The sequence below is a fragment of the Micromonospora sp. WMMD708 genome (assembly GCF_049315245.1).
Taxonomy (GTDB): Bacteria; Actinomycetota; Actinomycetes; order Mycobacteriales; family Micromonosporaceae; genus Micromonospora; species Micromonospora wenchangensis.
Map to the genome: position 1 here is coordinate 1,659,700 of NZ_CP186060.1, position 25,783 is coordinate 1,685,482.

Sequence of the window (25,783 nt, forward strand, 5' to 3'; positions counted from 1 at the left end):
CGTACCGTCGACATCCGCACCCCGGGAGGACGCATGGGTCGCAGGCTCCGCACCGCCGGCGTCGTACCGCTGGCCCTGCTGCCGTTCGCCCTGCTCGGCTGCGGCCAGAACGGCGACGGCGAGGCCGACGGCGGGCCCAGCCGGGTGCCCGCCCAGGAGGCGTCGGCCAAGGCCCGGGAGCGGGTCCAGGCGTACCTCGACGCGATGGCCGCCAAGGACCCGGCGGCCGGCCGCAACCAGCTCTGCGCGACGATGCAGGCGGGGTTCGACGCCGCCGCGACCGGGCCGAACGGTGATTTCGCCGACCATTTCGAGGTGCCCGCCGCGACCATCACCGACATCCGCACCGGTGACCGGGGACAGGAGGTCAGCACCTCGGTGACCGTTTCGGTGGGGTCGAAGAAGGTCACCCGGCCGCTGCTGTTCACCGTCACCCGGGACGGCGCGGACTGGTGCATCGCGGGCGAGGAACCCGGCGGGCACAGCCCCGCGCCGTCGCCGACCCCCTGACTCCCAACCTCCGGAACCCCGCCCCTCGGAGGCGCGGCGTCCGGACCGTCGCCGTACGCTTTTCCCCATGCGCCATGAGTGGCATCAGCTGAGCTACCCCGCCGTGAGCAGCCCCGGGCTGCAGACCAGTCGCCCCACCGTCGACTCGGCCGAGGACGCCGCCCTCGGTCTCGACCGGTGGCGTGACCTGCCCCGTCAGCAGATCCCGCCGTGGTCCGACCCGGCCCAGGTCGCCGAGGTGTGCAAGGTTCTCGACACCGTGCCGTCGGTGGTCGCCCCCTACGAGGTCGACCAGCTCCGTCGCAAGCTGGCGCTGGTCTGCGAGGGCAAGGCGTTCCTGCTCCAGGGCGGCGACTGCGCCGAGACCTTCGCCGACAACACCGAGAGCCACCTGCTGGCCAACGCCCGCACCCTGCTCCAGATGGCGATCGTGCTCACCTACGGCGCGTCCCTGCCGGTGGTGAAGGTGGCCCGGGTCGCCGGCCAGTACACCAAGCCCCGGTCGCTGCCGACCGACGCCCGGGGGCTGCCCGCCTACCGCGGCGACATGATCAACTCGCTGGAGGCCGACCCGGCCGCCCGGGTCGCCGACCCGCAGCGCATGATCCGGGCGTACGCGAACTCGGCCGCCGCGATGAACATGCTGCGCGCCTACCTGGCGGGCGGCCTGGCCGACCTGCACGCGGTGCACGACTGGAACAAGGGCTTCGTCAAGAACTCCCCGGCGGGGGAGCGCTACGAGGCGATCGCCCGGGAGATCGACCGGGCCATCGCGTTCATCCGGGCCTGCGGGATGACCGAGGACGAGGCGCTGCGTACCGTCACCCTCTACTGCTCCCACGAGGCGCTCGCCCTGGAGTACGACCGGGCGCTGACCCGGGTCTCCGACCGCCGGGCGTACGGGCTGTCCGGGCACTTCCTCTGGGTCGGCGAGCGGACCCGGCAGCTCGACGGCGCGCACATCGACTTCATCTCCCGCATCGCCAACCCGATCGGTGTGAAGCTCGGCCCGACCACCCGGCCCGACGAGGCGATCGAGCTGTGCGAGAAGCTCAACCCGGACAACATCCCCGGCCGGCTGACCCTGATCAGCCGGATGGGCAACCACAAGGTCCGCGACGCGTTGCCGCCGATCGTGGCCAAGGTCACCGCCGCCGGGGCCAAGGTGGTGTGGCAGTGCGACCCGATGCACGGCAACACCCACGAGTCCTCCAACGGCTACAAGACCCGGCACTTCGACCGGATCGTCGACGAGGTGCTCGGCTACTTCGAGGTGCACCGGGGGCTGGACACCCACCCGGGCGGCATCCACGTCGAGCTGACCGGTGAGGACGTCACCGAGTGCCTCGGCGGCGCCCAGGGCATCGAGGACCTCGACCTGCCCGGCCGGTACGAGACCGCCTGCGACCCCCGGCTGAACACCCAGCAGTCGCTGGAACTGGCCTTCCTGGTGGCCGAGATGCTCCGTGGCTGACCTCACGGCGGGTGTCGGTCCGGTGGCCGACCTGCGTTCCGACACGGTGACCCGACCGACCGCCGGGATGCGGGAGGCGATGGCCGCCGCCGAGGTCGGCGATGACGTCTACGCCGAGGACCCGACGGTCAACGCGCTGGAGGCCGAGGTCGCCGCGCTGTTCGGGCACGAGGCGGCGCTCTTCGCCCCGACCGGGACGATGGCCAACCAGATCGCCCTGCAACTGGTCGTCCCGCCCGGTGACGAGCTGCTCTGCGACGCCGACGCGCACGTGGTGACGTACGAGGTCGGGGCGGCGGCGGCGTACGGTGCGATCTCCACGCGGACCTGGCCGCCCCTCGGCGCGGGACTGGACCCGGGCGTGGTGGAGGCGATGATCCGACCGGACGGCTACTTCGCGGTGCCGACCCGCGCGATCGCCGTGGAGCAGACCTACAACCGGGGCGGTGGCGGGGTGATCCCGCTGACGACCCTGCGGGAGCTGCGTCGGGTCGCCGACGCCGCCGGCCTCGCCCTGCACTGCGACGGCGCCCGGATCTGGCACGCGCACGTCGCCGACGGGGTGCCGCTGCACGAGTACGGCGCGCTCTTCGACACCCTGTCGGTCTGCCTCTCCAAGGGTCTCGGCGCGCCGGTCGGCTCGCTGGTCGTGGGCAGTGCCGCGCGGATCGAGCGGGCCCGGTTCCTGCGCAAGCGGATGGGCGGCGGAATGCGGCAGGTCGGGGTGCTCGCCGCCGCCGGCCGGTACGCCCTGGCCCACCACCTCGACCGGCTCGCCGACGACCACGCCCGGGCCGCCCGGCTCGCCGAGGCGCTCGCCCCGTGCGGGGTGCTCGCCGGCCCGGTGCGCACCAACATCGTGCCACTGGACCTGACCGGGCACCGGCTCGACGCGCGGGCCCTGGCCACCGCCGCCCGGGCCGAGGGGGTGCTGCTGTCGGTGCTCGGCCCCCGTACCGCCCGACTGGTCACCCACCTCGACGCCGACGACGCCGCCATCGACCACGCCGCCAAGATCCTTTCCCACCTCCTCGCCCCCTGACCCCCCACCGGAGCGGCCCGCGCCTCCGGACCCTCCGGGCCTCCGGGGCCTTCGGGCCCTCCGGGCCCTCCGGGGCCTTCGGGTGTCGATCAAGAGGTTTGCGTCAGCCTGGAGATCAAACGTGACGCAAACCTCTTGATCACCGCGCAAACCTCTTGATCACCGGGGGCACCGAGCCGGGGGCACCGAGCCAGCCGTGTCGAGCCGGGGGCGTCGAGTGGGGGGATGGGGTGCGGGGGAGCGGGCGGCCGTCAGGGGTGGAGGCGGGTGAGGGTGGCTATGTCGGTGGCGTGGCCCTCATGTTGCTCGGTGGGGGTTTCCACGACGACGGGGATGCCGGCGGTCGCCGGGTGGGCCATCAACTCGGCGAAGGCCGGCTCGCCGATGTTGCCCTTGCCGATGTTCTCGTGCCGGTCCCGGGTCGAGCCGCACAGGTCCTTGGAGTCGTTGGCGTGGATCAGCTTGAGCCGGTCCGCCCCGACCGTGGCGACCAGGGTGTCCAGGGTCGCCGTCATGCCTCCCGGCACGGCCAGGTCGTGCCCGGCCGCCCAGGCGTGGCAGGTGTCGAAGCAGACGCCCAGCCCCGGATGCCGGTCGACCGCGTCCAGGTAGGGGCCGAGGTGCTCCACCCGGGAGGCCAGTGACCGGCCGCCACCGGCGCTCGGCTCCACCAGCAGCAACGGACCGCCGCTGGCGGTGGTCTCGTCGAGCAGCGGCAGCAGCGCCTCGCGTACCTGCCGTAGGGCGGTCTCGGCGTAGCCGGCGTCGACCGCGCTGCCGGCGTGGAACACCACGCCCCGCGCCCCGATCGCCCGCCCCCGGCGCAGCGCGTGCGCCAGCGTCTGCGCCGACTTCTCCACCGTCGCCGCCGTGGGCGAACCGAGGTTGACCAGCAACGACGCGTGGATGTAGACCGGTACGCCCCGGGCGGCGCAGCCCTCGGCGAACAGCGCGTCCTGGGCCGGGTCGCCGGGCGGCAGCGCCCAGCCCCGCGAGTTGGAGACGTAGACCTGCACCACCCGGGAGCCGGTCGCGTCCACGTACGGCAGGGCCGCCCTGGCCAGCCCACCCGAGGTGGGGGTGTGCGAGCCGACCGGCCGGTGGGCGCTCACAGGCAGCCCAGGGTGACCGGCGTGCCCGGCGGCACCTGCGAGTTCTCGCCCGGGTTCTGGAACCGGACGATGCCGTTGGGGTTGAACTGGACGTTCACCGTGAACCCGGCGCCCTCCAACTGCTGCTTGGCCTGCTGGCAGGGCAGGTCGACCACCCGGGGGACGGTCACCTGCGGCGGGCCCTTGCTGACGTCCAGCTTGACCTTGGTGCCCTTCTCCACGCCCGCGCCGTCGGCCGGGCTCTGCCCGAGGACCTCGTCGCGTGGCTTGTCGGATTCCTTGTACGTCTCGACCGGCTCCAGGCCGAGCCGGGACAGGGTGGCGCGGGCGTCGTTGAGACTCTTGCCGACCAGGTCGGGCACCGTGATCGGGGCACGGCCCCGGCTGAGGATGACGGTCACCTTGGTGCCCGGTTTCACCTCGGTGCCCACCTTCGGGTTGGTGTCCACCACCACCCCGGCCGGCAGGTTGTCGTCGTAGCGGGGGGTGCCCTTGGCGACCACCAGCTTCGCGCTGGTCAGGTCGGCCTCGGCCAGGTCGAACTCCTTGCCGACGACGTCCGGCAGCGGGAACCGCTCCGGGCCCAGGGAGAGGGTCAGCGTGATGGTGCCACCCTTGAGGATCTTGGCAGCCGAGCCCGGGTCCTGGGCGATCACCCCGTCGCGGGGGATCTTCTCGTCGTAGCGTGGCTCGGCGAAGGCGACCCGGAAGCCCGCCCGGTCCGCCTGCGCCTGCGCGTCGGCCCGGCTCAGGTTCACCAGCTGCGGCGCGACCGTGTACCGGCCCACCCCCACCCACCAGCCGCCCATCGCGGCGAGCAGGCCGACCACCACCACGGCCGCCGCGACCGACAGCCGCCCGCGCGGGGTGCCCATCACCCGGGTACGCAGCTCCGCCAGCCGGGACCCCAGGCCGGTGTCCTCGGTGGCCCGCCGCCGGTGCGGGCGCTGCGGGACGGCCGGCTCGGGCAACCGGGCCCAGGTCGGCCGGGTCACCGGGCTGACCGCCGCGACCACCATCGTCGGCTCGGCCACCGCGGGCAGCTCCCCGGCCACCCGGCCCAGCACGGCGGTGTGCGCGTTCGGGTTGCCCAGGTCGTCCCGGGCCACCTGCACCTCGGCCAGCAGGGCGCCCGCGTCGGCCGGCCGGGCGCCCGGGTCCCGCCGGGTCGCCCGCGCGACCAGCTCGTCGAGCACCCGGGGCAGGCCGGGCACCAGGACCGACGGGGCCGGGACGTCCTTGTCGACGTGCTGCCAGGCCACGTCGACCGGGCGGTCCCCGTCGTACGGCACCCGGCCGGTGAGCATCTCGAACAGCACGATGCCCGCCGAGTAGACGTCGGTACGCGGGTCGGCGCGCCCGTCGGTGACCAGCTCCGGCGCCACGTACGCGACGGTCGCCATCAGCTGGTTGCCGTCGCCCTCCTCGGCGCTGGCCTCCACCGCGCGGGCCAGGCCGAAGTCGGCGACCTTGACCACGCTGTCGACCAGGTTGGCCACCCCGCCGGTGGGCGCCTCGGCCACCAGCACGTTCTCCGGCTTGACGTCGCGGTGGACCAGCCCGGCCCGGTGTGCGGCGGCGATCGCGGCGAGCATCTGCTCCAGGATCGCCAGTGCCTCGTCGGGGTTGAGCCGGCGGCGTTCGGCCAGCACCTCGCGCAGGGTGCGGCCCCGGACATACTCCATCACGAGGTAGGGCAGCCCCTGGTGGGTGCCCTGGTCGTAGACGGCGACCACGTTCGGGTGGGTCAGCCGGGCGATGGCCTTGGCCTCGTCGGTGAACCGGTCCGGGAAGCCCGCCATCCGGGACCGCGCGTCGGCGGCCTGGGACGGGTGGATGATCTTCACCGCGACGGTACGCTCCAGGCGCTCGTCGGTGGCGGTGTACACGGTCGCCATGCCGCCACGGGCCACGCGACCGCGAATGCGGTAGCGCCCGTCGAGCAGCGAGCCCAGCAACGTGTCGGCGACCTGTATGTCCATCGGCAGGGAGTCTATGTGTCCTGAGGGTGAAGGTTGAACAGGATGCTACAGCCGGGGTCGGTGCCGGCCGGTCCCGCCGCGCTCACCCCGGCCCGACGGGGTGCCGCTGCACGGGCGGCCGGGCGACGTGGCAGGGTGGTCCGGTGACCGAACCCGTACCCGCCGACCAGTCCGCCGGCAGCGACCTCGGCGGCCCCAGTGACCCGGCCGCGTGGCTCACCCTCCCGGACGTCGCCGAGCGGCTCGACCTGTCCATCAGCAAGGTCCACCAGATGATCCGGGACCGCGAACTGCTCGCCGTCCGCCGCGACGGGGTGCGCCGGATTCCCGCCGACCTGGTCGCCAACAAGACGGTGCTCAAGCACCTGCCCGGCGTGCTGACCCTGCTCGCCGACGCCGGCTACGACGACGAGGCCGCCCTGCGCTGGCTCTACGAGCCCGACGACACCCTCTCCGGTGGCACGGGCGCGGCGACCCTCGGTGGCGACCACGCCCGCGAGGTCAAACGCCGCGCCCAGGCCCTCGGCTTCTGACCCGCCCCGCCTGAGGGGTCAGTCGGCGCGGCGGGTGGCGGCGATGGCGAGGTCCACCAGGGCCTGCCGGGCCTCGGTGTCGAGGTCGACGCCGGCCAGGGCGGCCAGCGCGGCGTCGGTCAGGGTGACGATGCGCTGTTCGGTACGGGCCAGTGCGCCGGTGCCGGAGATGAGCTCACGCAGCCGGGTCACCCCGTCCTCGTCCAGCTCCGGATCGCCGAGCCGGCCGAGCAGCAGCTCCCGGCCGGCCTCGTCGGCGGCCTGGACCGCCGCCGCGACCAGGTAGGTGCGCTTGCCCTCACGCAGGTCGTCCCCGGCCGGCTTGCCGGTCTGCGCCGGGTCGCCGAACACCCCGAGCACGTCGTCGCGGAGCTGGAACGCCTCACCGAGCGGCAACCCGTACGCCGAGTAGGCGGTGCGCACGTCGGCGGACGCGTCGGCGAGCGCGGCACCGAGCAGCAACGGCCGCTCGACGGTGTACTTGGCTGACTTGTACCGGGCCACCTTGCCCGCCCGGTCCAGCGAGACCTCCCCGGTGGCCTGGGTCAGCACGTCCAGGTACTGCCCGACGGTGACCTCGCCGCGCATCTCGTCGAAGACCGGCCGGGCCCGCGCCACCGTGTGCGGGTCCAGCCCGGCGGAGTGCAGCAGCTCGTCGGACCAGACCAGGCAGAGGTCACCGAGCAGGATCGCCGCCGCGTCGCCGAAGGCGTCCGGGTCGCCGCCCCACCCGTGGGTGCGGTGCCGGGTGGCGAACCGCCGGTGCACGGCGGGCTCGCCGCGCCGGGTGTCCGAGCGGTCCATCAGGTCGTCGTGGATCAGGGCGCTGGCCTGGAAGAACTCCAGCGCCGCCAGGGCGGTCACCACCTGGTCGGCGTCCACCCCGCCGGCCCCCCGGAACCCCCAGTACGCGAACGCCGGGCGCAGCCGCTTGCCGCCGCCGAGCACGAACCCCTCGATGGTCTCGGCGATCGGCGTCAGGGCGTCGTCGATGCCGGCCATCCAGCTACGCCGGCCGGCCAGGAACTCGGTCAGCGCCTTGTCGACCCGCTGCCGTAGGCCGGCACGGTCGACGGGGGAGACGGGAGCAGCGTGGGTCACGCCACGACGCTAGCCGGTCCCCACCGCCACCGCCTCACCAGCGCCTCGGCGCGTCACCCCGGTCTGCGCCCCGGCCAGGGCCGGCCGGACGGCGGGGCGGCCGGCCGGACGGGACGCCGGCGGTGCCCGACACCGGGCCGGCCCACCGTCGCTCCGGTGGCGGACCGGCCCCTGCGGACGCCGTCCGGCTCGTCCGCGGGCCGCTCGGCCCGTCGGCCCCGGTGCGGCTTTCCCGGCCCGGCGCGCCGGACGCGGGGCGGCCCGGCGGGCCGGCGGCCCGATCGGGGCGTCGAGCACGACGGCGAGCTGCCGCCGCCAGCGGTCGCCCGGGACGCGCACCGAGCGTTCCCAGCGGGACACCTCGTGCCGGGTCAGGGTGGCCGTGCCGGCGGCGGCGCAGAGTTCGTCGGCGAGCCGCCGCTGGCTCCAGCCCCGGGCCAGCCGGAGGTGCGTGATCAGCGGCCCGAGCGGGCGGGGGTCGGACGGGGTCATCGGTCCTCCGGCGGATGTGGGCGCGGCCCGTCCGCCCGGCAGGGCGGCCGACGGCCACGGTCGGGTGCTGCCGACCCCCGCGCGTGACCCCGGGCGTCGGCCCCCACCGACGCCACCCGCGCCCCCTCGTTTTACCCCCGGGGTACGACGTCGTCCGCCGCTGCGGCCGAGGCCGGGTTTCGGCGGGTGTCGATGCTCCGGTGGGAAGTGTGTGAGGGCGGGCGGTGACGCCCGCTAGAGTCGTCACGTGGCGCTCGGTCTTCCCTCCGTCCTTCCCAATCCCCAGCCGGCGATCGGGGAGCTGATCCGCGACCGCCAGCCGACGTTCTCCTTCGAGTTCTTCCCACCCAAGACGGCGCAGGGGGAGCGGCTGCTCTGGCAGGCGATCCGGGAGCTGGAGCCGCTGCGCCCGTCGTTCGTGTCGATCACCTACGGGGCCGGCGGCTCGACCCGGGACACCACGGTCGCGGTGACCGAACGGATCGCCACCGAGACCACCCTGCTGCCGATGGCCCACCTGACCGCCGTCAACCACTCCGTCGCCGAGCTGCGCAACGTGATCGGGCGGCTGGCCGGCGTGGGGGTGCGCAACGTGCTCGCCGTCCGGGGCGACCCGCCCGGCGATCCGGGCGGCGAGTGGGTCCGCCACCCCGAGGGCGTCGACTACGCCGAGGACCTGGTCCGGCTGGTCCGCGGGGCCGGCGACTTCAGCGTCGGGGTGGCCGCCTTCCCCTACAAGCACCCCCGCTCGGCCGACGTGGCCAGCGACACCGCGCACTTCGTCCGCAAGTGCCGGGCGGGCGCGGAGTTCGCCATCACCCAGATGTTCTTCGACGCCGACGACTACCTGCGGCTGCGCGACCGGGTGGCGGCGGCCGGCTGCGACACCCCGATCCTGGCCGGGGTGATGCCGGTGACCCAGATCGGCACCATCGAACGCTCCGTGCAGCTGTCCGGCGCGCCGTTCCCGCCCGCGCTGGCCGCGCGGTTCGAGCGGGTCGCCGACGACCCGGAGGCGGTCCGCCGGCTCGGCATCGAACAGGCCAGCGAGATGTGCGCCCGGCTGCTCGACGAGGGGGTGCCCGGCATCCACTTCATCACCCTCAACCGTTCCCCCGCGACCCGGGAGGTGTGGCGCAGCCTGCGGGCCGACGCCCGGGTGTGAACGCGCCGGCCCCGACACCTCGACCGCGCTGCGACGGTTGACCGATGGTGGGCACACAGCTGAAGTGGGACGAGTACGCGACCGCGTGGGCGCGGTTGCACGGCGGCTTCGACCCCCGGGTCGCCGCGCCGGTGGTCCGTGCCTGGCTGCGTTTCGCGTACCACGTCGGTTACGTGCTGGGTCGGCTGCGGGTGACCCCGACCGCGGTGACCGTCGGCGGGGTGCTGCTGTGCCTGTGCGTGCCGTTGTTCAGCGCCCGGTCGGCCCACGGGCCGATCGTCGGCGCGCTGTTCGTGCTGCTCGCCTCGGTCGCCGACAGCGTCGACGGGGCGGTGGCGGTCGCCACCGGCCGGACCACCCGGCTCGGCTACGTCTACGACTCGGTTGCCGACCGGCTCGGGGAGATCGCCTGGCTGGCGGCGTTCTGGCTGGTCGGAGCGCCGGGTGCGCTGGTGGTCGCGGCCGGCGCGCTGTCCTGGCTGCACGAGTACGTGCGGGCCCGCGCGGTGGCCGCCGGGATGCGGGAGATCGGCGCGGTCACCGTGGGGGAGCGGCCCACCCGGGTCTGCGTCGCCCTGGTCGGGCTGCTGCTGGCCGGGCTGACCGGGCTGGTCGACCCCGACCTGGCCGCCGGCACCATCACCATGGCCACCGCCGTCTGGGTGCTGCTGGCCGGCTTCGGCCTGGGTCAGCTGCTGTCCACGGTCCGCCGCGCCCTGCTCGACGCCGGCTGACCGCCCCCGCCGGTCACCGCGACCCGCTCCCCGCCCCGGGATCCCCCCGGCCACACACTCCCTGCCGCCTGGTCGGCGGCGCGGCCGGGCGATGATCGACTCAATGTCGGCGAGACAGCGGCTTCCGAGACGTGGGACACCGCTGTTTAGCCTCAACAGCGACTACCCGCCCGCCCGGCGGCCCGGGCAGGGGCGGGGGCCTACCAGGCGGGGCCGATCTCGTCGGCGACGATCTGCGCCGACAGGGTGACCATGGGCAGGCCGCCGCCGGGGTGGGTGGAGCCGCCGACCAGCCACAACCCGTGCGCCGGGCCCCGGTTGGCCGGGCGGAGCAGCCCACCGGCCGTGCCGTAGATCGACCCGCCGGGCGCGGCGGTCGCGGCGTCCAGGTCGGCGGGGGTACGGATCTCGCGGAACACCAGCCGGTCCCGGACGTCGACCCCGCGCGCGGCGAGCACGTCGAGGATCCGGTCGGCGTACGCGTCGGCGAGCCCCGGCCGACGCCAGTCCACGGAGTCCGGGGCGGTGCCGTGGCGGGCGGCGTTGACCAGCACGAACCACGCCTCGTGCCCGGCCGGGCGGACCATCGGGTCGTCGGCCACGGTGACGAAGACCGTCGGGTCGGTCGCCGGCCGGGCCCGCACCCCACGCCCGGGTGCGCCGAACACGGCGTCGAACTCGGCGTCGTAGTCGGTGGGGAAGAAGACGTTGTGGTGGGCCAGCCCGGAGTCCCCGCGTACCCCGAGCAGCAGCACGAAGCCGGCCAGGCTGCGGTCGGTGAGCGCGGCCAGCCGGCCCGGGTGCGGCAGCAGGTCCCGGTAGACGGTGAGCGCGTCGGCGTTGGCGACGACCACGTCGGCGGGGACGGGTGCGTGCACCCCGGCGAGGCGTACCCCGTGCACCCGGCCCCCGGCGGCGTCGATCCGGGTGACCGTCTCCCCGGTGCGGACCGTCACGCCCAGGTCCAGGCAGCGCGACAGCAGCGCGTCGGCCAGGGTGCCCAGCCCGCCGCGCAGGTACCAGCCGCCGAAGGCCAGCTCGGCGTACGGGACGGCGACCAGCGCGGCCGGGGCCCGGCGCGGGTCCGCGCCGGTGTAGGTGGCGTACCGGTCGAGCAGCATCCGCAGCCGGGGGTCGGACAGGTGGCTGCGGCCCAGCCCGCGCAGGGTGCGGCCGGGACCGATGGCGGCCAGGTCACCCAACCGCCAGGCCAGCGCCGCCAGGTCGCGCGGCGAGTCGACGGTCCGCCGCAGGATGTCCCGGTGCGACGCCTCCCAGACCCGGGCGGCCCGCCGCCACAGCCGCCGCCAGTCGGCGGCGGCCCGGTCACCGAGGGCGGCGCCGATGCGGGCGGCGAACTCGTCCGGGTCGGCGCACGAGTCGAGGGCCGGCCCGCCGCCGGGGAAGACGTGCCGCACGATCGGGTCCAGCGGGGTCAGGTCGAGGTACTCGTCGAGTTTCGCGCCGGTGGCCTCGAACAGGTCGTGGAAGACCTGCGGCAGGGTGAGCAGGCTCGGCCCGGTGTCGAAGTGGAAGCTGCCCGCCGGGGTGTCGTGGACGTACCGGCCGAGCTTGCCGCCGACGGTGTCGGACCGTTCGAAGACGGTCACCTCGTGCCCGCTGACGGCCAGCCGGGCGGCGGTGGCCAGCCCGCCCACGCCGGCGCCGATGACCACGATCCGCGCCATGCCGCGCCTCCTAGCTGACCGGGCGGCCACGCCAGGACAGGCGACGCCGCTTCCGCAGATGGTACGACCGCAGCGTCAGCCAGCCGAGCACCACGACCGAGCCGGGGTGGGCCAGCGCGTCGGGCCAGGCCCGGCCGCCGGTGGCGCGGGCGCTGACCACCCGCCCGGCGACTCCCGCGGCGTACCCGGTCAGGGCCAGCCCGGCGGCCGGCGGCGAACCCGCCACCAGCGCCGCCACCGCCAGCAGCGGCGGCGCGGTGTAGAGCAGGAGCAGCGCGGTGACCACGGCCACGGCGGCGCCGGGGTGGCCGAAGGTGGCCCAGAGCGACTTGGTGTAGCCGTCGCGCAGCTGCGGCCAGGTCTCGTACATCCGGCAGGCGGCCAGCCGGGAGCCGTCGGCCAGCGCGATCCGGCCGCCTGCGCGTTTCACCGCGCGCGCCAGCTCGATGTCCTCAAGCACCCGGTCGGCGACGGCGGCGTGCCCGCCGGCCCGCTCGTAGCCGGCCCGGTCCACCAGCAGGAACTGACCACCGGCGGCGGCCAGCGACGGCCGCGCCGAGCGTTCCATCGCACGCAGCGGCAGGAAGGTCAGCCACAACCACTGCAACAGCGGCTGCACCAGCCGGTCACCCACCGTCCGCACCAGAATTTTCGGGTACGCCGACAGCAGCGTCGCCCGCGCCGCGCGCAGCTCACCCACCGCCGCCGCCACCGCGTACGGGGTGAGCACCACGTCCGCGTCGACGAAGGCGTACACGGTGGCGGCCGGCCCGGCGTGCCCGGCGAGCTGGTGGCAGGCGTACGGCTTGCCCAGCCAGCCCGGCGGCGGGGTGACCCCGGTGCGCAGGGTGACCCGGGGGTCGTCGCCGACGACCGCGCGGACCACCTCGGCGGTGCCGTCGGTCGAACCGTCGTCGAGCACCACGATCCGCAGCCCCGGCACCCCCTGCTGGGCGAGCAGCGCGCGCAGGCACGGGGTGACCCGGTCGGCCTCGTCGCGCAGCGGCAGCAGCACCGCCACGGTCTCGTCGACCCCGACCGGGCCGTCGACGGGCCGGCGCAGGAAGTACCGGGCGTTGACCCAGGTGTGCGCGGTCAGCGCGGTCACCGCGACGGCCAGCACGAGCGCGACGACGGTCACCGACCCGGAGGGGCTCATGCCGGGGCGTCGACGCCGGTGCGGGCCGGTGCCGGCCGGTCGGCGGGCCGGCGGCGGGCGCGCAGCAGGGTCACCGCCAGCGGCACCGCCACCACCGCCATGCCGGCCGCGCCCCAGAGCGCCGAGGCGGGCAACCGGAGGAACACCGCGTGCGCCAGCACGCTGGACAGGTACGTCCACAGGTAGAGGGCGAACATCGGGGCGTCGCGGGAGCCGGTGACCGCGACGGCCGGCCCGGCCAGCGGGCGCAGCGCGCTCATCAGCAGCACCGCGAACAGCAGCCAGCCCAGGTAGTTGCTGACCGGGATGCCGGGCAGGCCGGGCAGCGCCGGGGTGGCGTCGCGCCACACCCAGTAGCCCTCGGCCACCATCTGCGGGTCGAGGAAGAGGTCCCAGCCGGCCAGCCCGACGGTGGCCAACGCCACCCGCCCGACGTGCGTCCGCCCGGTCGTCCTCGGGCCGGCCGGCCCGGCGCCGGGGGCCCGGCCGGCGGGCGTGGTCAGCCGGACGGCGGCCAGCCAGGCGGGCCAGGCCATCCAGGTCCAGGCCAGCGGGATGATCAACGGCACCCCGGCCAGCTTCGGCCCCAGCTCGCCCGAGTAGTCGTAGCTGCCGAACGGGAAGCCCGTCGCCACCCCCAGCGCCTCGATGGCGAACCCGCCGCCGGTGGCCACCGCGACCAGCGCCGCCGCCGTGCGGGGGCCCCGGGTGAGCAGCGCGTGCCCCACCGCGAGCAGGTAGCCCAGCACGACCGTGGCGACGGTGAGCCGGGCCCGGGTGACCCCGCCGGTGAGCGGGTAGCAGATCTGGATCAGCACCAGCAGGGCCAGCAGCAGCCAGGGGACGTGCCGGCGGGTCACGACGCGGCCGGCCCGGACGTGTCGGGGCGGGGCAGTGGCAGGTCCCGGCCGAGCACCCCGAAGGGCCGCTCGTCGCCGGGGAAGCGGAAGTGCCGCAGCACGTCGACGAAGCCGAACCGCCGGTAGAGCCGCCAGGCGCGCGACGTCCGCTCGTCGGCCTCCGGGGTGGACAGCAGGGTGGTGCCACCCTCGGCGAGGCTGAGCAGGGCGGTGAGCTGCCGGGCACCCAGGCCGTGCCCCTGCGCGGGCGGTCGGACGTGCAGCTCGACCACCTCGAAGCAGTGGGTCAGCCAGCGCTGCCGGGCGTCCGGGGGAAGCGCCCGGTAGACCTGGTCGTGCCACCACTGTCCACCCGCGCCGAGGTAGCCGTACCCGAAGCCGGCCAGGTGGCCCTCGGTGGTGAGGCTGGCGACGGCGCGGAACCCGGGCCGGCGGGCGTGGGTGGCGATGTAGCCGCGTCGGGCCTCCAGCAGGTCGCTGCGGTAGCCCATCGCCTCCCCGTACACCGCGACCACGTCGTCGAGCCGCCGGACGAGATCCTCCGGCGTCCACCGCACCAACCTCATGCGCGTCCTCTCACGGTTGCCGATCACCGTCGGCGACCCAGCCCAGCACCGACCGGTCACCGACCACTGCGCGTACCTCGAAGCGCGCGAACAACTCCTCCGCGTACCACCCCTCGGTGGGGGTGCGGGTGATCGCCGCGCGGTGCTCCGGGTGACGGTACGCGAACGCCACGAGGTCCGTCGGGTCGCGCCACACGGTGACCGTGCCCTGCCAACCCAGCGGCGCCTCGCCGACACCGAACCGGGCGAGCAGCCCCGGCGCGGCGTGCAGCGCGGCGGCGACCGGCGGGACCGCCTTCCAGAAGGTGAGCGCGCGGCGGGGGCGCAGCCGGGCCCGGGTCAGCGCCAGCACCGGCCCGTCGACCCGGCCGCCCGCCGGCTCGCCGAACGGCCGCCGGCCCGACCACTCGCCCCGGCTGGTCACCGGGCGCAGCTCCAGCCGGGCCGACGCGTGGGCGATCCGGGCCCAGGAACGGCCGACCGGGGAGGCGTCGAACCCGGCCGCCGCGGCGGGGGAGTCCCACACCACCAGCGCCGCCCACCGGGTCAGGTCGGCGTCCCCCGGCCCGAAGCCGGTGCCGGTCCCGGTGCCGAGCAGCTTGCCGAACCGTACGCCGGGGGTACGCCGCAGTTGCCACGGATGCCGGGCCATCCGGGCCAACGCCCGGCCCAGGGCGGCCCGGGGCACCCGCCACACGTGCAGGGTGACCAGCTCCGGGGTGGTGTTCACGCCACCTCGGCGGGGGTGCCGCCGGTGATCCGCAGCAGCTCCGGGTAGGTGGTGGGGAAGACCGCCTGCGGTACGCCACCGGCGGCCCACACCTGCGGGTGCCCGGCCAGGGCGGTGTCGACCAGGGTGCGCAGCGGGCCGGGGTGGCCGACCGGGGCGACCCCGCCGATCACCTGGCCGGTGTGCGTGCGGACGAAGTCGGGGGTGGCCCGGCGCAGGTGGGTCACCCCGAGCGAGGCGGCCAGGCCGGCGGTGTCCACCCGGTGCGCGCCGGAGGTGAGCACCAGCAGCGGCGTGCCGTCGGCGTCGAAGACCAGCGAGTTGGCGATGGCGCCGACGGTGACGCCGAGCGCGTCGGCCGCCGCGACGGCGGTGTGCGCCGCCTCGGGTAGCAGACGGACCCGGCTGGCCGCACCGGAACCGTCCCGCGCGCCCGCGTCGTCGAGCGCCCGCTGCACCGCCTGCACGTTCGGGTGTGACTGCATGCGGCCCATTCTCCCCGGTACGCCCCGACGCCCCGCACCCGGCGTCCGTCGGAGCGGGTCAGCGGGCGGGCGGCTACCCGGGACGGGCACCGGGCCAGTGCGAGGTGGCCCGGATCCGGCCGTCGGCGGTCACCAGCAGCGCCTCGTGGTCGGCCAGGCCGGTCAGCCAGGTCAGCGCGTCGTCGGCGTCCCGGGTCATCGCCGCGGTGGCGTACACGTCGGCCCAGAGCAGTTCCGGCCCGACCACGGTGACCGACCGCAGCGCGGTCGCCGGTCGGCCGGTACGCGGGTCCACGATGTGCGCGCCGCGCCGGGCGGTGCCCGAGGTGGCGACCGCGCCGTCGCGCCGGTCCAGCACGTCCAGCAGGTGGCCGGGGCGGTCCGGGTCCTCGATGCCGACCCGCCAGGCCGGCCGGTCCGCCCCGGTGCGCAGCATCACGTCCCCACCGGCGTTGAGACAGAGGTCGTGCCCGGCCAGATCGGCCAGCCATCCGGCCGCGCGCTGCACCGCCCAGCCCTTGACCAACCCGGACGGGTCGTAGCCGGCACCGCCGGTGGGCAGTGGCAGCCGCCGGGCGTCGAACCGGCCGCCGGTGCGCGTGCGGGCCAGCTCGCACAGCTCCGCCACCTCCCGTACCAGCGGGCTCGCGGTGGCCGGATCGGGTTCCCGCCCGGCCAGCCGTCCGATCTCGCTCTCCGGCCGGTAGACGCTGAACGTCTTGTCGATCGCGCCCAGCCAGGCGAAGAACCGCTCCACCCGGGCGGCGACCGCGTCGTCGTGCACGTCCGGGCCGCGCAGGTGCACGCTGACCGGCAGCCCCATCACCTGCACCACCCAGGCCCGCCGGTCCAGCTCCGCCGTCCGGCCCGTCGGCGTGCTCATCTCAGGTGCGCCGCGTCGATGGCGGCCTGGAGGGACTCGCGGTAACCGTCGCTGGTGACGGTCGCCCCGGACACGGTGTCGATCCGGGCGCTCTGCACGGTGAGCGCCGCCTGCCGCAGGATCGGTACCGCGTAGTCGTTGATCTGCTGGTCCCGGAAGTTGCCGTCGGGCACCTGGAGGGCCGTGACGTCGGTGATCCGCCCGCCCGCCACGGTGATCCGGACCTGCACCGGCCCCCACCGGGTCTGCGCCACCGACCCGTCGTACCTTCCGTCGCCGCTGTCGCCGCTGTCGCCGGTGCTTCCGGTGTCGCCGGTACTGCCGGTGTCGCCGGTGGGCGGTTCGGTGGACGTGTCCCCGGAGCCGGGGGTGGTGCCGCCGCGGTCGACGGCGACGGCGCTGGTCCCCCCGCCGACGCCCATGGTGCTGGTCCGGTAGCTGAACAGCAGCACCAGGGCGGTCACCGTGGAGAGCAGCCAGATGGTGATCCGTCGCACGGGTCCCCCTTCCCGCCCGTCACCAGGCGAAGCGTTCGTGATGGACGTGCCGCTCGGGCACCCCGGCGGCCCGGGTCGCGGCCTGCGCCGCGGCGACCCAGCCGTCCGGGCCGCACAGGTAGACGTCGTGGTCGGCGATGTCGGGGGAGAGCCGGCGCAGCGCCTCGGCGTCCGGCAGCCCGGCCGCGTAGCCGGGCAGCCAGGCGGGCTGCCGGCCGCGCGGACCGACCAGGTAGTGGACCGACACCCCGCGTTCGACCGCGAGCCGTTCCAGCTCCGTCCGGAAGGCCAGCTCCTGCGGGGTACGCACGCGGTAGAGCAGCACCGCCTGCCCGGGTGCGTACGGCAGTTCCCAGAGCAGGGCCAGCAGCGGGGTGACGCCGATCCCGCAGGCGAGCAGGGTGATCCCGCCGCCGCGCCAGTGCTGTCCGGTCAGTCGCCCGTACGGGCCCTCCAGCAGTACCCGGGTGCCCGGTCGCAGGGCGGCCACCCGGGAGCTGTCGTCGCCGAGGTCCTTGACGGTGATCCGCATCAGGTCGCCCGTCGGCGGGGCGGACAGCGAGTACGGGTGCGCCCGGGACCAGCCGGGGCCGGTCAGGAAGCGCCAGCCGAAGAACTGCCCGGCCCGGACCGGCAACCGGTCCAGGTCCCGCCCGCGCAACCAGACCGAGGTGACGCCGGGGGCCTCGGGGACCACCGCGGCCACCTCGACCCGGTGTCGCAGCGAGCGGTACGCCGGCAGCCCGAGCCGGAACACCAGCACGCTGCCCAGCGCCCCCAGGTACACCGTCCACCAGTACGCCCGCGCGGCGGCCGAGGAGACGAAGTCCGCGCCGGTCCACAACTGGTGCGGCAGCGCCAACCCGATCCCCAGGTACGCGTACAGGTGCAGCAGGTGCCAGGACTCGTAGCGCAGCCGACGCCGGGCCGCCCGGACCGAGGTGACCACCACCAGCACCAGCAGGGCCAGCGCGGCGGTGGCCAGCAGCATCCCCGGGTATCCGGTGACCAGCAGCCAGAGCTGTGTCACGGGGTTCTCCCGGGCCGTGCCGGCGTACCCCAGGGTGGTCAGCAGCACGTGGGCCAGCAGCAGGTGGAAGGAGGTGAAGCCGGCCAGCCGGTGCCAGCGGGCGATCCGGTCCTGGCCGAAGCGCCGTTCCACGAGTGGCACCCGGGCCATCAGCACCACCTGGACGAGCATCAGGTCGGCGCTGAGCAGGCCGGTGAGGCGGCCGGCGGAGGTGAGGCCGGTGGCCACCCCGGAGAGCAGTTCCTGCACCCCCCGGTCGGCGGTCCAGAGCGCGACGACGACCAGCAGGCTGAGCACCGCCGCGCTGCCGGCCAGGTCGGCCCACCAGCCGGGGGCGGTGGGCAACGGCCGGCGCGGGGTATCCCGGCCCAGGACGGTGGTGCTCATCAGCGGGTGGTTCCGGCGGGTCCTTCACTCATGCGTTCCACCCTGCGGCGGCGACCTCGGGCCGGGCTTTGCCGTCACTGTGCGCGGGCTGGGAATCGTCGCTGGCACGCCGTACGCCAGACGTTGCGTTTTCGTCGGGGGCAGGGTGTACTGTCAGAGCAGTTAGAACGAGTGTTCGATTCACTCGCACACCCGTTCCAACGCCCCCGGGGCGGTGTTTCGCGGCGTCGGCCCGGGCAGGTGCGGTTTCGCGGACCGCACCGGGTTCCGGGCAGTCGCGAGCCCGGTCCCGTCAAGGCAGGTCGTCGCCCGCCGCCCTCGACCCCCGGGCGGCGGGCGACGAACCCGCCGGTTCGCCGGCCGGGTGTGGTGTGGGGAAGCATCCGCACCCGGCCGGCCCCCAACGGTGCGTCTTCCTCCGCACCACCCGCCCCGGGCGTCCCGCCCGAACCGGTCACGCGGAGGAGACAGTCATGCCGACCAACCCGGCCCAGGCGCCGACGGTGCCCGCGCACGTGCTGCCGCACCGCACCCCGACCCAACTCCTCACGGTGGCCCGACACGGGCTGGCCGAGGCCGCCCGGACCCGCCCCGACGGGCTGCGCTACGCCGCCGCCCACCTGGCCGCGCTCCGCGCCGCCGCCGCCCTGCTGGCCGCCCGGGCCCGGCCCGCGCCCGCCCGCCGCCGCCGGATCACCAGCGTCTGGGTGCTGCTCGCCGGGGTCGCCCCCGAACTGGACGAGTGGTCCCGCTACTTCGCCGCCGCCGCCGGCAAGCGGGCCGCCGCCGAGGCCGGCATACCCCGGGTGGTGAGCGCCCGGGAGGCCGACGACCTGCTCCGGGCCGCCGAACAGTTCGTGGCGGTGGTGGAGCAGGCGCTCGGCGTGACCCACCAACCCGCCCTCGACGGTCTCGCCGCCTGACCCGGCCGTGCCCGGGTCCCCACCGGGCACCTGATCCACGCAACGACACGACGGGGGGTTGGTCCGATGGCGGGCCGCATGGTGGTCGGTTCCGCCGCACTGGCCGATCTGGTCCGCCCGGCGAGTGCCCCCGATCCGGCCGGCAGCCACCGGGTGCTCCCGGTGGCACCGGAGCTGACCGGCCTGCTGCCGCACCGGGGGCTGCGCCGGGGCAGCACCGTCGCCGTCACCGTCGGCCAACCCCGGCGCAGCGGCGGCACCTCCCTGGTGCTGGCGTTGCTCGCCGAGGCGTCCCGGGCCGGGTCGTGGTGCGCGGTGGTCGGGGTGCCCACCTTCGGGGCCGGCGCCGCCGCCGAGGCCGGCATCGCCCTGGACCGGCTGGCCCTCGTCCCGCATCCGGGTCCGGACTGGCCGACCGTGGTCGCCGCCCTGATCGACGGGGTCGACGTGGTGGTGACCGCGGTACCGCACACCGTCTCCGCCCCGGTGGCCGACCGGCTGGCCGCCCGGGCCCGGCAACGCGGCTGCGTGCTCGTCCCGTACGGCCGGTGGACCGGTGCGGACGTGACGCTCCAGGTGGTCCGGGGGGTCTGGGAGGGGCTCGGGGCGGGGCGGGGCCGGCTGCGCCGACGCGAGGTCACCGTGTCGGCACGCGGACGCGGCGCGGCGGCCCGTCCGAAGGAGATCACGATGTGGCTGCCCGGCGACGGGCTCACCCGGGTCGTGCCCCCCGCCGCGCCGGCCGTCCCCGCCGCATCCGTCGCGCCCCGGCCGGGCGGGTTCACCGTGGTCGGGTCCGGGTGACCGGCGCGCCCGTCCGCACCCTGCTGCTCTGGTGCCCGGACTGGCCGGTGCTCGCCGCCGAGATCGTCGACGGGGTGCCCGCCACCGGCCCGGTGGCCGTGCTGCACGCCAACCGGGTGGTGGCCTGCTCGACACCGGCCCGCGCCGCCGGGGTACGCCGGGGCCTGCGCCGCCGGGAGGCGCAGGGGCGCTGCCCAGCGCTGACCGTCGTCGACCACGACCCCGGCCGGGACGCCCGAGCCTTCGAACCGGTCGTCGCCGCCGTGGAGGAGGTCGCCGCCGGGGTCGAGGTGGTCCGCCCCGGCGTCTGCGCGCTCGCCGCCCGGGGGCCCGCCCGCTACCTCGGCGGTGAGGAGGCCGCCGCCGAGCGGATCATCGAACAGGTCGCCGAGTCGTGCGCGGTGGAGAGCCAGGTCGGGATCGCCGACGGGGTCTTCGCCGCCGGTCTCGCCGCGCGTACCGGTCAGGTGGTGCCGCCCGGTGGGACACCGGGGTTCCTGGCCGGGCTGCCCGTCGAGGCGATCGGCCGGCCGGCCCTGGCCGACCTGCTGCGCCGGCTCGGCGTACGCACGCTGGGCGAATTCGCGGCGCTGCCCGCCGGTGACGTGCTGGCCCGGTTCGGCTTCGACGCCGCCCTCGCCCACCGGCTCGCCGCCGGGCACGACCACCGGCCGCTCGCCGTCCGGCAGCCCCCGGTGGACCTGACCGTCACCGCCCACCACGACGAGCCCCTCGACCGGGTCGACGCGGCGGCCTTCGCCGCCCGGATGCTCGCCGAACGGCTGCACGACCGGTTGGCCGGGCACGGGCTGGCCTGCACCCGGCTCGGCATCGAGGCGGTCACCGCGCACGGCCAGGAACTGCACCGGGTGTGGCGGCACGACGGGTTGCTCACCGCCGCCGCCATCGCCGACCGGGTGCGCTGGCAGCTCGACGGCTGGCTCTCCGGCAGCACCGGTCGGGCCGGTGCCCGGCCGGCCCGACCGACCGCCGGGATCGTCCGGCTGCGGCTGGTGCCCGACGGGCTGCTGGCCCGGGGCGGGCTGCAACCCGGCCTGTGGGGGGAGGCCGGCGAGGAGCGGGACCGGGCGCACCGGGCGTTGAGCCGGGTGCAGGGCATCCTCGGTCCGGAGGCGGTGGTCACCGCCGTGCTGGGCGGCGGTCGGTCCCCGGCCGACCAGACCCGCCTGGTCCCCTGGGGCGACGAACGCCTCCCCGCCCGCCCCGGCCCGCCACCGCTGCCGGGAGCACCGGCCAAGCCACCGCTGCCGGGCGCATCCGTCACGCCGCCGGTGGACGGGTCGTCGGGTGTCGTGCCGCCGCCGTCGGCCGGGGCGGGTCGGGGCGGTGCCGCGCGGGCCGGACGGCGGGGGAGTCCCGTACCGCCCTGGCCGGGGCGACTGCCACCACCCGCGCCGGCGGTGGTGCTGCCCGTCCCGCTCACCGCGACCGTGCACGACGCGGCCGGGGAACCGGTGCTGGTCAGCGCCCGGTTGGCGGTCAGCGCCGCCCCCGCCCGGCTGGCCGTCGGCGGCACCGCCCCGGCGGAGATCGTCGGCTGGACCGGCCCGTGGCCGGTGGACGAGCGGTGGTGGGCCCCCGCCGAGGCCCGCCGCCGGGCCCGGTTCCAGGTCTGCCTGGCCGACGGTGCCGCCCTGCTGCTGGCCGTCGAGGCGGGCCGGTGGCTGGTGGAGGCGATCTATGACTGACCGGTGGCCCGTGCTGGTCCGGTCGGTGGCGCTTCCGCTGCCGGCCGGTGCGGAGTTCCGTCCGGGGCCGGCCCGCGTCCCGACGATGTTTCCGGGTGAGCGGTATGCCGCTGCGGCATGAATATGACTCAGCGGCATACCGCTCACCGGGAGAACCGTCCCCGTCCGCGACGACCCCGCCCCACCCCGCAGCCGGCCGCAGGAAGACAGCCGGATGAGCTTCCACAATCCGAAGTTGCCCTGGTCGGAGCTGGAGCGGGTGCTGTCCGGCCGGCCCACCACCGACGGTGCAGGCCCCGGCGGGCCCCGGGGTGACGAGGGGCGCGGCGACGGGCGGCGGCGCGGGGAACGGCACCTGCACGTGGTGGACCCGCTCGCCGAGGCCGACGGCGGCGACTCACCGGCCTGGACCCGGCACCGCGAGCGGTACGCACCACCGGAGCTGACCCGCCCGGACGACCCGGTGCCCTACGCCGAGCTGCACGCGCACACCAACTTCAGTTTCCTCGACGGGGCGAGCCACCCGGAGGAACTGGCCGAGGAGGCCGCCCGGCTGGGGCTGACCGCGCTCGCCGTGACCGACCACGACGGGTTCTACGGGGTGGTCCGGTTCGCCGAGGCGGCCCGTACGCTGCACCTGCCCACGGTCTTCGGAGCGGAACTGTCGATGGGGCTGCCCGGCCCGCAACAGGGCGAACCCGACCCGCTGGGCCGGCACCTGCTGGTGCTCGCCCACGGCCACGAGGGGTACGCCCGGCTCGCGTCGGTCATCTCCCGGGCCCAGCTACGTGGCGGTGAGAAGGGCCGGCCGGTCTACGGCGAGCTGGAGGAGGTCGCCGCCGAGCTGCGCGACCACGTGCTGGTGCTGACCGGCTGCCGCAAGGGACACGTGCCGGCGGCGCTGCTCACCGAGGGGGTCGACGCGGCGGCCCGGGAGCTGGACCGGCTCACCGCGCTGTTCGGCGCGGAGACGGTGGCGGTGGAGCTGACCGACCACGGGCACCCTGTCGACGCCGACCGCAACGACGCGCTCGCCGAGCTGGCCGCCGCCGCCGGGCTGCCCACCGTGGCCAGCAACAACGTGCACTACGCCAACCCGGGGCGACGGCGGCTGGCGACCACCCTGGCCGCCGTACGGGCCCGACGCAGCCTGGACGAGATCGACGGCTGGCTGCCCGCCGCCGCCACCGCCCACCTGCGCAGCGGCGCGGAGATGGCGGCCCGGTTCGCCGCGTACCCGGGCGCGGTGTCCCGGGCCGCCGAGTTCGGCGCGGAACTCGCCTTCGACCTGCACCTGGTCGCGCCCCGGCTGCCGGCGTACCCGGTGCCGGCGGGGCACACCGAGATGAGCTGGCTGCGCCACCTGACGCTGGCCGGGGCGCACGAGCGCTACGGGCCGCCCGGGGCGCACCCGGAGGCGTACGCGCAGCTGGAACACGAGCTGCGGATGATCGACGAGCTGGGCTTCCCCGGCTACTTCCTGGTGGTCTACGACATCGTGGCGTTCTGCCGCGCACAGGACATCTACTGCCAGGGCCGGGGTTCGGCGGCCAACTCGGCGGTCTGCTACGCGCTGCGGATCACCAACGTGGACGCGGTACGGCACCGGCTGCTGTTCGAGCGGTTCCTCGCCCCGGAACGCGACGGCCCGCCCGACATCGACGTGGACATCGAGTCCGACCGGCGGGAGGAGGTGATCCAGCACGTCTACGCCCGCTACGGCCGGGAGCACACCGCCCAGGTCGCCAACGTCATCTCCTACCGGCCCCGGTCGGCGGTGCGGGACGTGGCGAAGGCGTTCGGCTACTCACCCGGCCAGCAGGACGCCTGGAGCAAGCAGATCGACCGCTGGGGTTCCGTCGCGGCGATCGACGTCGAGGGCATCCCCGAGCAGGTGGTGGCGTACGCCGACGAGTTGCAGACGTTCCCCCGGCACCTGGGCATCCACTCCGGCGGGATGGTGATCTGCGACCGGCCGGTGATCGAGGTGTGCCCGGTGGAGTGGGGGCGGATGCCCGGCCGCAGCGTGCTCCAGTGGGACAAGGACGACTGCGCGGCCGTCGGGCTGGTCAAGTTCGACCTGCTCGGCCTGGGCATGCTGTCGGCCCTGCACTACGGCTACGACCTGATCGGCCAGTCCCTCGACCTGGGTGACATGACGTTGGACGACCCCGAGGTCTACGACATGCTCTGCCGGGCCGACTCGGTAGGGGTGTTCCAGGTGGAGAGCCGCGCCCAGATGGCCACCCTGCCCCGGCTGAAACCCCGCGAGTTCTACGACCTGGTGGTGGAGGTGGCGCTGATCCGTCCCGGCCCGATCCAGGGCGGCTCGGTGCACCCGTACATCCGGCGCAAGAACGGCCAGGAGCCGGTGACGTACCCGCACCCGCTGATGCGCAACGCGCTGGAGAAGACCCTCGGCGTGCCGCTGTTCCAGGAGCAGCTCATGCAGCTCGCCATCGACCTGGCCGGGTTCGACGCCGCCGGGGCCGACCAGTTGCGCCGGGCGATGGGGGCGAAACGGTCGGTGCAGCGGATGGCGCAGCTCGCCGACCGGCTCTACGCCGGGATGGCCGAGCGGGGCATCACCGGCGAGCTGGCCGACGACGTCTACCGCAAGCTCACCGCGTTCGCCAGCTACGGCTTCCCGGAGAGCCACGCGATGAGCTTCGCCTACCTGGTGTACGCCAGTTCCTGGCTCAAGCGCCACCACCCGGCGGCGTTCCTGGCCGCCCTGCTCAACGCCCAACCGATGGGGTTCTACGCGCCGCAGACCCTGGTCGACGACGCCCGGCGGCACGGGGTCGAGGTCCGCCGGCCCGACGTCAACGCCAGCGGGGCCGGTGCGGTGCTGGAGTCCACCCCGCACACCCGCTGGGGGAGCGTGCCGGGGGAACCACCGCACGCCTGGGGGCTGGGCGGTCCGGCGGTCCGGCTCGGGCTGGGCGGCGTCCGTACCCTCGGCGAGGACCTGGCGAGGCGGATCGTGGCGGAGCGGACGGCGCACGGGGCGTACCGGGACATGCCGGATCTGGCCCGGCGGGTCGGTCTCACCGCGGGTCAGCTGGAGGCGCTGGCCACCGCGGACGCCTTCGCCTGTTTCGGGCTGACCCGGCGGGAGGCGCTCTGGGCGGCCGGGGCGGCGGCCCAGGACCGGCCCGGCCGGCTGCCCGGCACGGTGACCGGCGCGGCGGCCCCCACCCTGCCGGGGATGGAGGCGGTGGACCGGCTCGTCGCCGACGTCTGGGCCACCGGGCTGTCCCCGGAGACCCACCCGGCCCGGTTCGTCCGGGACCGGCTCGACGCGCTGGGTGCGGTGCCGATCGCCCGGCTGGGGCGGGTGGAGCCGGGTCGGCGGGTCCGGGTCGGCGGGATCGTCACCCACCGGCAACGGCCGGCGACGGCCGGCGGGGTCACCTTCCTCAACCTGGAGGACGAGACCGGGATGCTGAATGTCACTTGCTCCCCGGGGCTGTGGCAGCGCTACCGTCGGATCGCCCGCACCAGCAGCGCCCTCGTGGTCCGTGGTCGGTTGCAGCGGCACGAGGGGGTCACCAACCTCACCGCCGACCGGCTGGACCCGATCACGCCGCCGGTGGAACCCGCCTCCCGCGACTTCCGGTGAAGTGATCCACATTACGGTTTTCCGGGCCGGGAGACAGGAGAATTCCGGCACGCGCGGGCAGAGCGGCCCGCGCGCGGCAAGGGGGATGACCAGTGACGATGGACAGCACGTACACCGGTGGACTGGCGAACGCCCGGCGCACCCGGCTGGGTGCCGGTTGGACGCCCGCCCAGGACGCCGAGCCGCGGGAGTACCAGGTGACCGAGGGGCCGGTGGCGAACACCCGCCGGTCCCGCGCCGAGGAGGACCCGGCCGGCGGCGGGGAGATCTGAGCCGGCGACGGCACCGCCGA

24 protein-coding genes are annotated in these 25,783 nt (G+C 75.6%); 11 read left to right on the forward strand and 13 right to left on the reverse strand.

Annotation, left to right across the window (positions count from 1 at the left end):
• Window positions 1-33: 33 nt before the first annotated feature.
• The 3 genes from ACN260_RS07600 to ACN260_RS07610 all read left to right on the forward strand — a co-directional run bounded on the left by ACN260_RS07600 (window position 34) and on the right by ACN260_RS07610 (window position 3,026).
• Window positions 34-510, forward strand: coding sequence for a hypothetical protein (locus ACN260_RS07600; RefSeq protein WP_422755304.1), 477 nt, complete (start codon window positions 34-36; stop codon window positions 508-510).
• A 67-nt stretch (window positions 511-577) separates the two neighbouring features.
• Window positions 578-1,984: a class II 3-deoxy-7-phosphoheptulonate synthase gene (locus ACN260_RS07605; protein WP_145921014.1), complete on the forward strand. Its 1,407-nt coding sequence runs from the start codon at window positions 578-580 to the stop codon at window positions 1,982-1,984.
• 22 nt (window positions 1,985-2,006) lie between these two features.
• Window positions 2,007-3,026 carry a threonine aldolase family protein gene (locus tag ACN260_RS07610; RefSeq protein ID WP_422756649.1) on the forward strand — a complete coding sequence of 340 codons (1,020 nt, stop codon included), beginning with the start codon at window positions 2,007-2,009 and terminating at the stop codon, window positions 3,024-3,026.
• 251 nt (window positions 3,027-3,277) lie between these two features.
• Here ACN260_RS07610 and ACN260_RS07615 read toward each other — a convergent pair whose 3' ends face one another.
• A complete protein-coding gene (locus tag ACN260_RS07615; protein WP_422755305.1) occupies window positions 3,278-4,138 on the reverse strand; it encodes a deoxyribonuclease IV in 861 nt (286 codons plus the stop codon).
• Window positions 4,135-6,120, reverse strand: a complete 1,986-nt coding sequence (gene pknB / locus ACN260_RS07620) for a Stk1 family PASTA domain-containing Ser/Thr kinase (protein ID WP_422755306.1) — start codon at window positions 6,118-6,120, stop codon at window positions 4,135-4,137. Before pknB ends, ACN260_RS07615 begins: the two co-directional genes overlap by 4 nt.
• Window positions 6,121-6,263: 143 nt before the next feature.
• Between pknB and ACN260_RS07625 the strand changes: the two genes are divergently transcribed.
• Complete coding sequence (locus ACN260_RS07625) at window positions 6,264-6,653, forward strand: Rv2175c family DNA-binding protein (RefSeq protein ID WP_088643009.1); 390 nt, start codon at window positions 6,264-6,266, stop codon at window positions 6,651-6,653.
• A gap of 18 nt (window positions 6,654-6,671) precedes the next feature.
• Here the strand turns inward: ACN260_RS07625 and ACN260_RS07630 are convergent, their stop codons facing one another.
• Window positions 6,672-7,754: a polyprenyl synthetase family protein gene (locus ACN260_RS07630; protein ID WP_422755307.1), complete on the reverse strand. Its 1,083-nt coding sequence runs from the start codon at window positions 7,752-7,754 to the stop codon at window positions 6,672-6,674.
• Window positions 7,755-7,763: 9 nt separating this feature from the next.
• A complete protein-coding gene (locus ACN260_RS07635) occupies window positions 7,764-8,246 on the reverse strand; it encodes a helix-turn-helix domain-containing protein (protein ID WP_422755308.1) in 483 nt (160 codons plus the stop codon).
• Window positions 8,247-8,493: 247 nt separating this feature from the next.
• On the opposite strand from ACN260_RS07635, the gene metF reads away from it, so the two are divergent.
• Both metF and ACN260_RS07645 read left to right on the forward strand, forming a co-directional pair.
• Window positions 8,494-9,411, forward strand: coding sequence for a methylenetetrahydrofolate reductase [NAD(P)H] (gene metF / locus ACN260_RS07640; protein ID WP_422755309.1), 918 nt, complete (start codon window positions 8,494-8,496; stop codon window positions 9,409-9,411).
• 44 nt (window positions 9,412-9,455) lie between these two features.
• Window positions 9,456-10,145 (forward strand): CDP-alcohol phosphatidyltransferase family protein, encoded by a 690-nt coding sequence (locus ACN260_RS07645; protein ID WP_422755310.1) that lies wholly within the window; start codon window positions 9,456-9,458, stop codon window positions 10,143-10,145.
• A gap of 200 nt (window positions 10,146-10,345) precedes the next feature.
• Here the strand turns inward: ACN260_RS07645 and ACN260_RS07650 are convergent, their stop codons facing one another.
• From ACN260_RS07650 to ACN260_RS07690, 9 genes are all read right to left on the reverse strand, one after another.
• Window positions 10,346-11,833 carry a phytoene desaturase family protein gene (locus ACN260_RS07650; RefSeq protein ID WP_422755311.1) on the reverse strand — a complete coding sequence of 496 codons (1,488 nt, stop codon included), beginning with the start codon at window positions 11,831-11,833 and terminating at the stop codon, window positions 10,346-10,348.
• A gap of 10 nt (window positions 11,834-11,843) precedes the next feature.
• Window positions 11,844-12,992, reverse strand: coding sequence for a glycosyltransferase (locus tag ACN260_RS07655; RefSeq protein WP_422755312.1), 1,149 nt, complete (start codon window positions 12,990-12,992; stop codon window positions 11,844-11,846).
• Window positions 12,989-13,852 (reverse strand): carotenoid biosynthesis protein, encoded by an 864-nt coding sequence (locus ACN260_RS07660; protein WP_422755313.1) that lies wholly within the window; start codon window positions 13,850-13,852, stop codon window positions 12,989-12,991. Before ACN260_RS07660 ends, ACN260_RS07655 begins: the two co-directional genes overlap by 4 nt.
• A complete protein-coding gene (locus ACN260_RS07665; RefSeq protein WP_422755314.1) occupies window positions 13,849-14,418 on the reverse strand; it encodes a GNAT family N-acetyltransferase in 570 nt (189 codons plus the stop codon). Before ACN260_RS07665 ends, ACN260_RS07660 begins: the two co-directional genes overlap by 4 nt.
• Before the next feature lie 10 nt (window positions 14,419-14,428).
• Entirely contained in the window at window positions 14,429-15,148 is a 720-nt protein-coding gene (locus ACN260_RS07670; RefSeq protein ID WP_422755315.1) for a monooxygenase, read from the reverse strand.
• Entirely contained in the window at window positions 15,145-15,633 is a 489-nt protein-coding gene (locus tag ACN260_RS07675; protein WP_422755316.1) for a YbaK/EbsC family protein, read from the reverse strand. The genes ACN260_RS07670 and ACN260_RS07675 overlap by 4 nt, the downstream gene beginning before the upstream one ends.
• Window positions 15,634-15,706: 73 nt before the next feature.
• Window positions 15,707-16,516: an FAD:protein FMN transferase gene (locus ACN260_RS07680; protein ID WP_422755317.1), complete on the reverse strand. Its 810-nt coding sequence runs from the start codon at window positions 16,514-16,516 to the stop codon at window positions 15,707-15,709.
• A complete protein-coding gene (locus ACN260_RS07685) occupies window positions 16,513-17,013 on the reverse strand; it encodes an FMN-binding protein (protein ID WP_422755318.1) in 501 nt (166 codons plus the stop codon). Before ACN260_RS07685 ends, ACN260_RS07680 begins: the two co-directional genes overlap by 4 nt.
• 19 nt (window positions 17,014-17,032) lie before the next feature.
• Window positions 17,033-18,430, reverse strand: coding sequence for a ferredoxin reductase family protein (locus ACN260_RS07690; protein ID WP_422755319.1), 1,398 nt, complete (start codon window positions 18,428-18,430; stop codon window positions 17,033-17,035).
• Window positions 18,431-18,903: 473 nt separating this feature from the next.
• On the opposite strand from ACN260_RS07690, the gene ACN260_RS07695 reads away from it, so the two are divergent.
• The 5 genes from ACN260_RS07695 to ACN260_RS07715 all read left to right on the forward strand — a co-directional run bounded on the left by ACN260_RS07695 (window position 18,904) and on the right by ACN260_RS07715 (window position 25,763).
• Complete coding sequence (locus ACN260_RS07695) at window positions 18,904-19,353, forward strand: SAV_6107 family HEPN domain-containing protein (RefSeq protein WP_422755320.1); 450 nt, start codon at window positions 18,904-18,906, stop codon at window positions 19,351-19,353.
• Window positions 19,354-19,419: 66 nt separating this feature from the next.
• Window positions 19,420-20,157 (forward strand): hypothetical protein, encoded by a 738-nt coding sequence (locus ACN260_RS07700; protein ID WP_422755321.1) that lies wholly within the window; start codon window positions 19,420-19,422, stop codon window positions 20,155-20,157.
• Window positions 20,154-21,866 carry a DNA polymerase Y family protein gene (locus ACN260_RS07705; protein ID WP_422755322.1) on the forward strand — a complete coding sequence of 571 codons (1,713 nt, stop codon included), beginning with the start codon at window positions 20,154-20,156 and terminating at the stop codon, window positions 21,864-21,866. Before ACN260_RS07700 ends, ACN260_RS07705 begins: the two co-directional genes overlap by 4 nt.
• A 214-nt stretch (window positions 21,867-22,080) precedes the next feature.
• Window positions 22,081-25,491, forward strand: a complete 3,411-nt coding sequence (locus tag ACN260_RS07710; RefSeq protein ID WP_422755323.1) for an error-prone DNA polymerase — start codon at window positions 22,081-22,083, stop codon at window positions 25,489-25,491.
• 98 nt (window positions 25,492-25,589) lie between these two features.
• Window positions 25,590-25,763 (forward strand): hypothetical protein, encoded by a 174-nt coding sequence (locus tag ACN260_RS07715; RefSeq protein WP_232378670.1) that lies wholly within the window; start codon window positions 25,590-25,592, stop codon window positions 25,761-25,763.
• Window positions 25,764-25,783 lie beyond the last annotated feature (20 nt).

Bases quoted from the DNA above. Each gene is read 5' to 3' on its own strand.
- ACN260_RS07690 (WP_422755319.1), bottom strand. From the start codon at position 18,430: ATGAGCACCACCGTCCTGGGCCGGGATACCCCGCGCCGGCCGTTGCCC.
- ACN260_RS07650 (WP_422755311.1), bottom strand. From the start codon at position 11,833: ATGGCGCGGATCGTGGTCATCGGCGCCGGCGTGGGCGGGCTGGCCACC.
- ACN260_RS07645 (WP_422755310.1), top strand. From the start codon at position 9,456: ATGGTGGGCACACAGCTGAAGTGGGACGAGTACGCGACCGCGTGGGCG.
- pknB (WP_422755306.1), bottom strand. From the start codon at position 6,120: ATGGACATACAGGTCGCCGACACGTTGCTGGGCTCGCTGCTCGACGGG.
- ACN260_RS07635 (WP_422755308.1), bottom strand. From the start codon at position 8,246: ATGACCCCGTCCGACCCCCGCCCGCTCGGGCCGCTGATCACGCACCTC.
- ACN260_RS07715 (WP_232378670.1), top strand. From the start codon at position 25,590: ATGGACAGCACGTACACCGGTGGACTGGCGAACGCCCGGCGCACCCGG.
- ACN260_RS07605 (WP_145921014.1), top strand. From the start codon at position 578: ATGCGCCATGAGTGGCATCAGCTGAGCTACCCCGCCGTGAGCAGCCCC.
- ACN260_RS07665 (WP_422755314.1), bottom strand. From the start codon at position 14,418: ATGAGGTTGGTGCGGTGGACGCCGGAGGATCTCGTCCGGCGGCTCGAC.
- ACN260_RS07710 (WP_422755323.1), top strand. From the start codon at position 22,081: ATGAGCTTCCACAATCCGAAGTTGCCCTGGTCGGAGCTGGAGCGGGTG.
- ACN260_RS07695 (WP_422755320.1), top strand. From the start codon at position 18,904: ATGCCGACCAACCCGGCCCAGGCGCCGACGGTGCCCGCGCACGTGCTG.
- ACN260_RS07675 (WP_422755316.1), bottom strand. From the start codon at position 15,633: ATGCAGTCACACCCGAACGTGCAGGCGGTGCAGCGGGCGCTCGACGAC.
- ACN260_RS07655 (WP_422755312.1), bottom strand. From the start codon at position 12,992: ATGAGCCCCTCCGGGTCGGTGACCGTCGTCGCGCTCGTGCTGGCCGTC.
- ACN260_RS07680 (WP_422755317.1), bottom strand. From the start codon at position 16,516: ATGAGCACGCCGACGGGCCGGACGGCGGAGCTGGACCGGCGGGCCTGG.
- ACN260_RS07700 (WP_422755321.1), top strand. From the start codon at position 19,420: ATGGCGGGCCGCATGGTGGTCGGTTCCGCCGCACTGGCCGATCTGGTC.
- ACN260_RS07600 (WP_422755304.1), top strand. From the start codon at position 34: ATGGGTCGCAGGCTCCGCACCGCCGGCGTCGTACCGCTGGCCCTGCTG.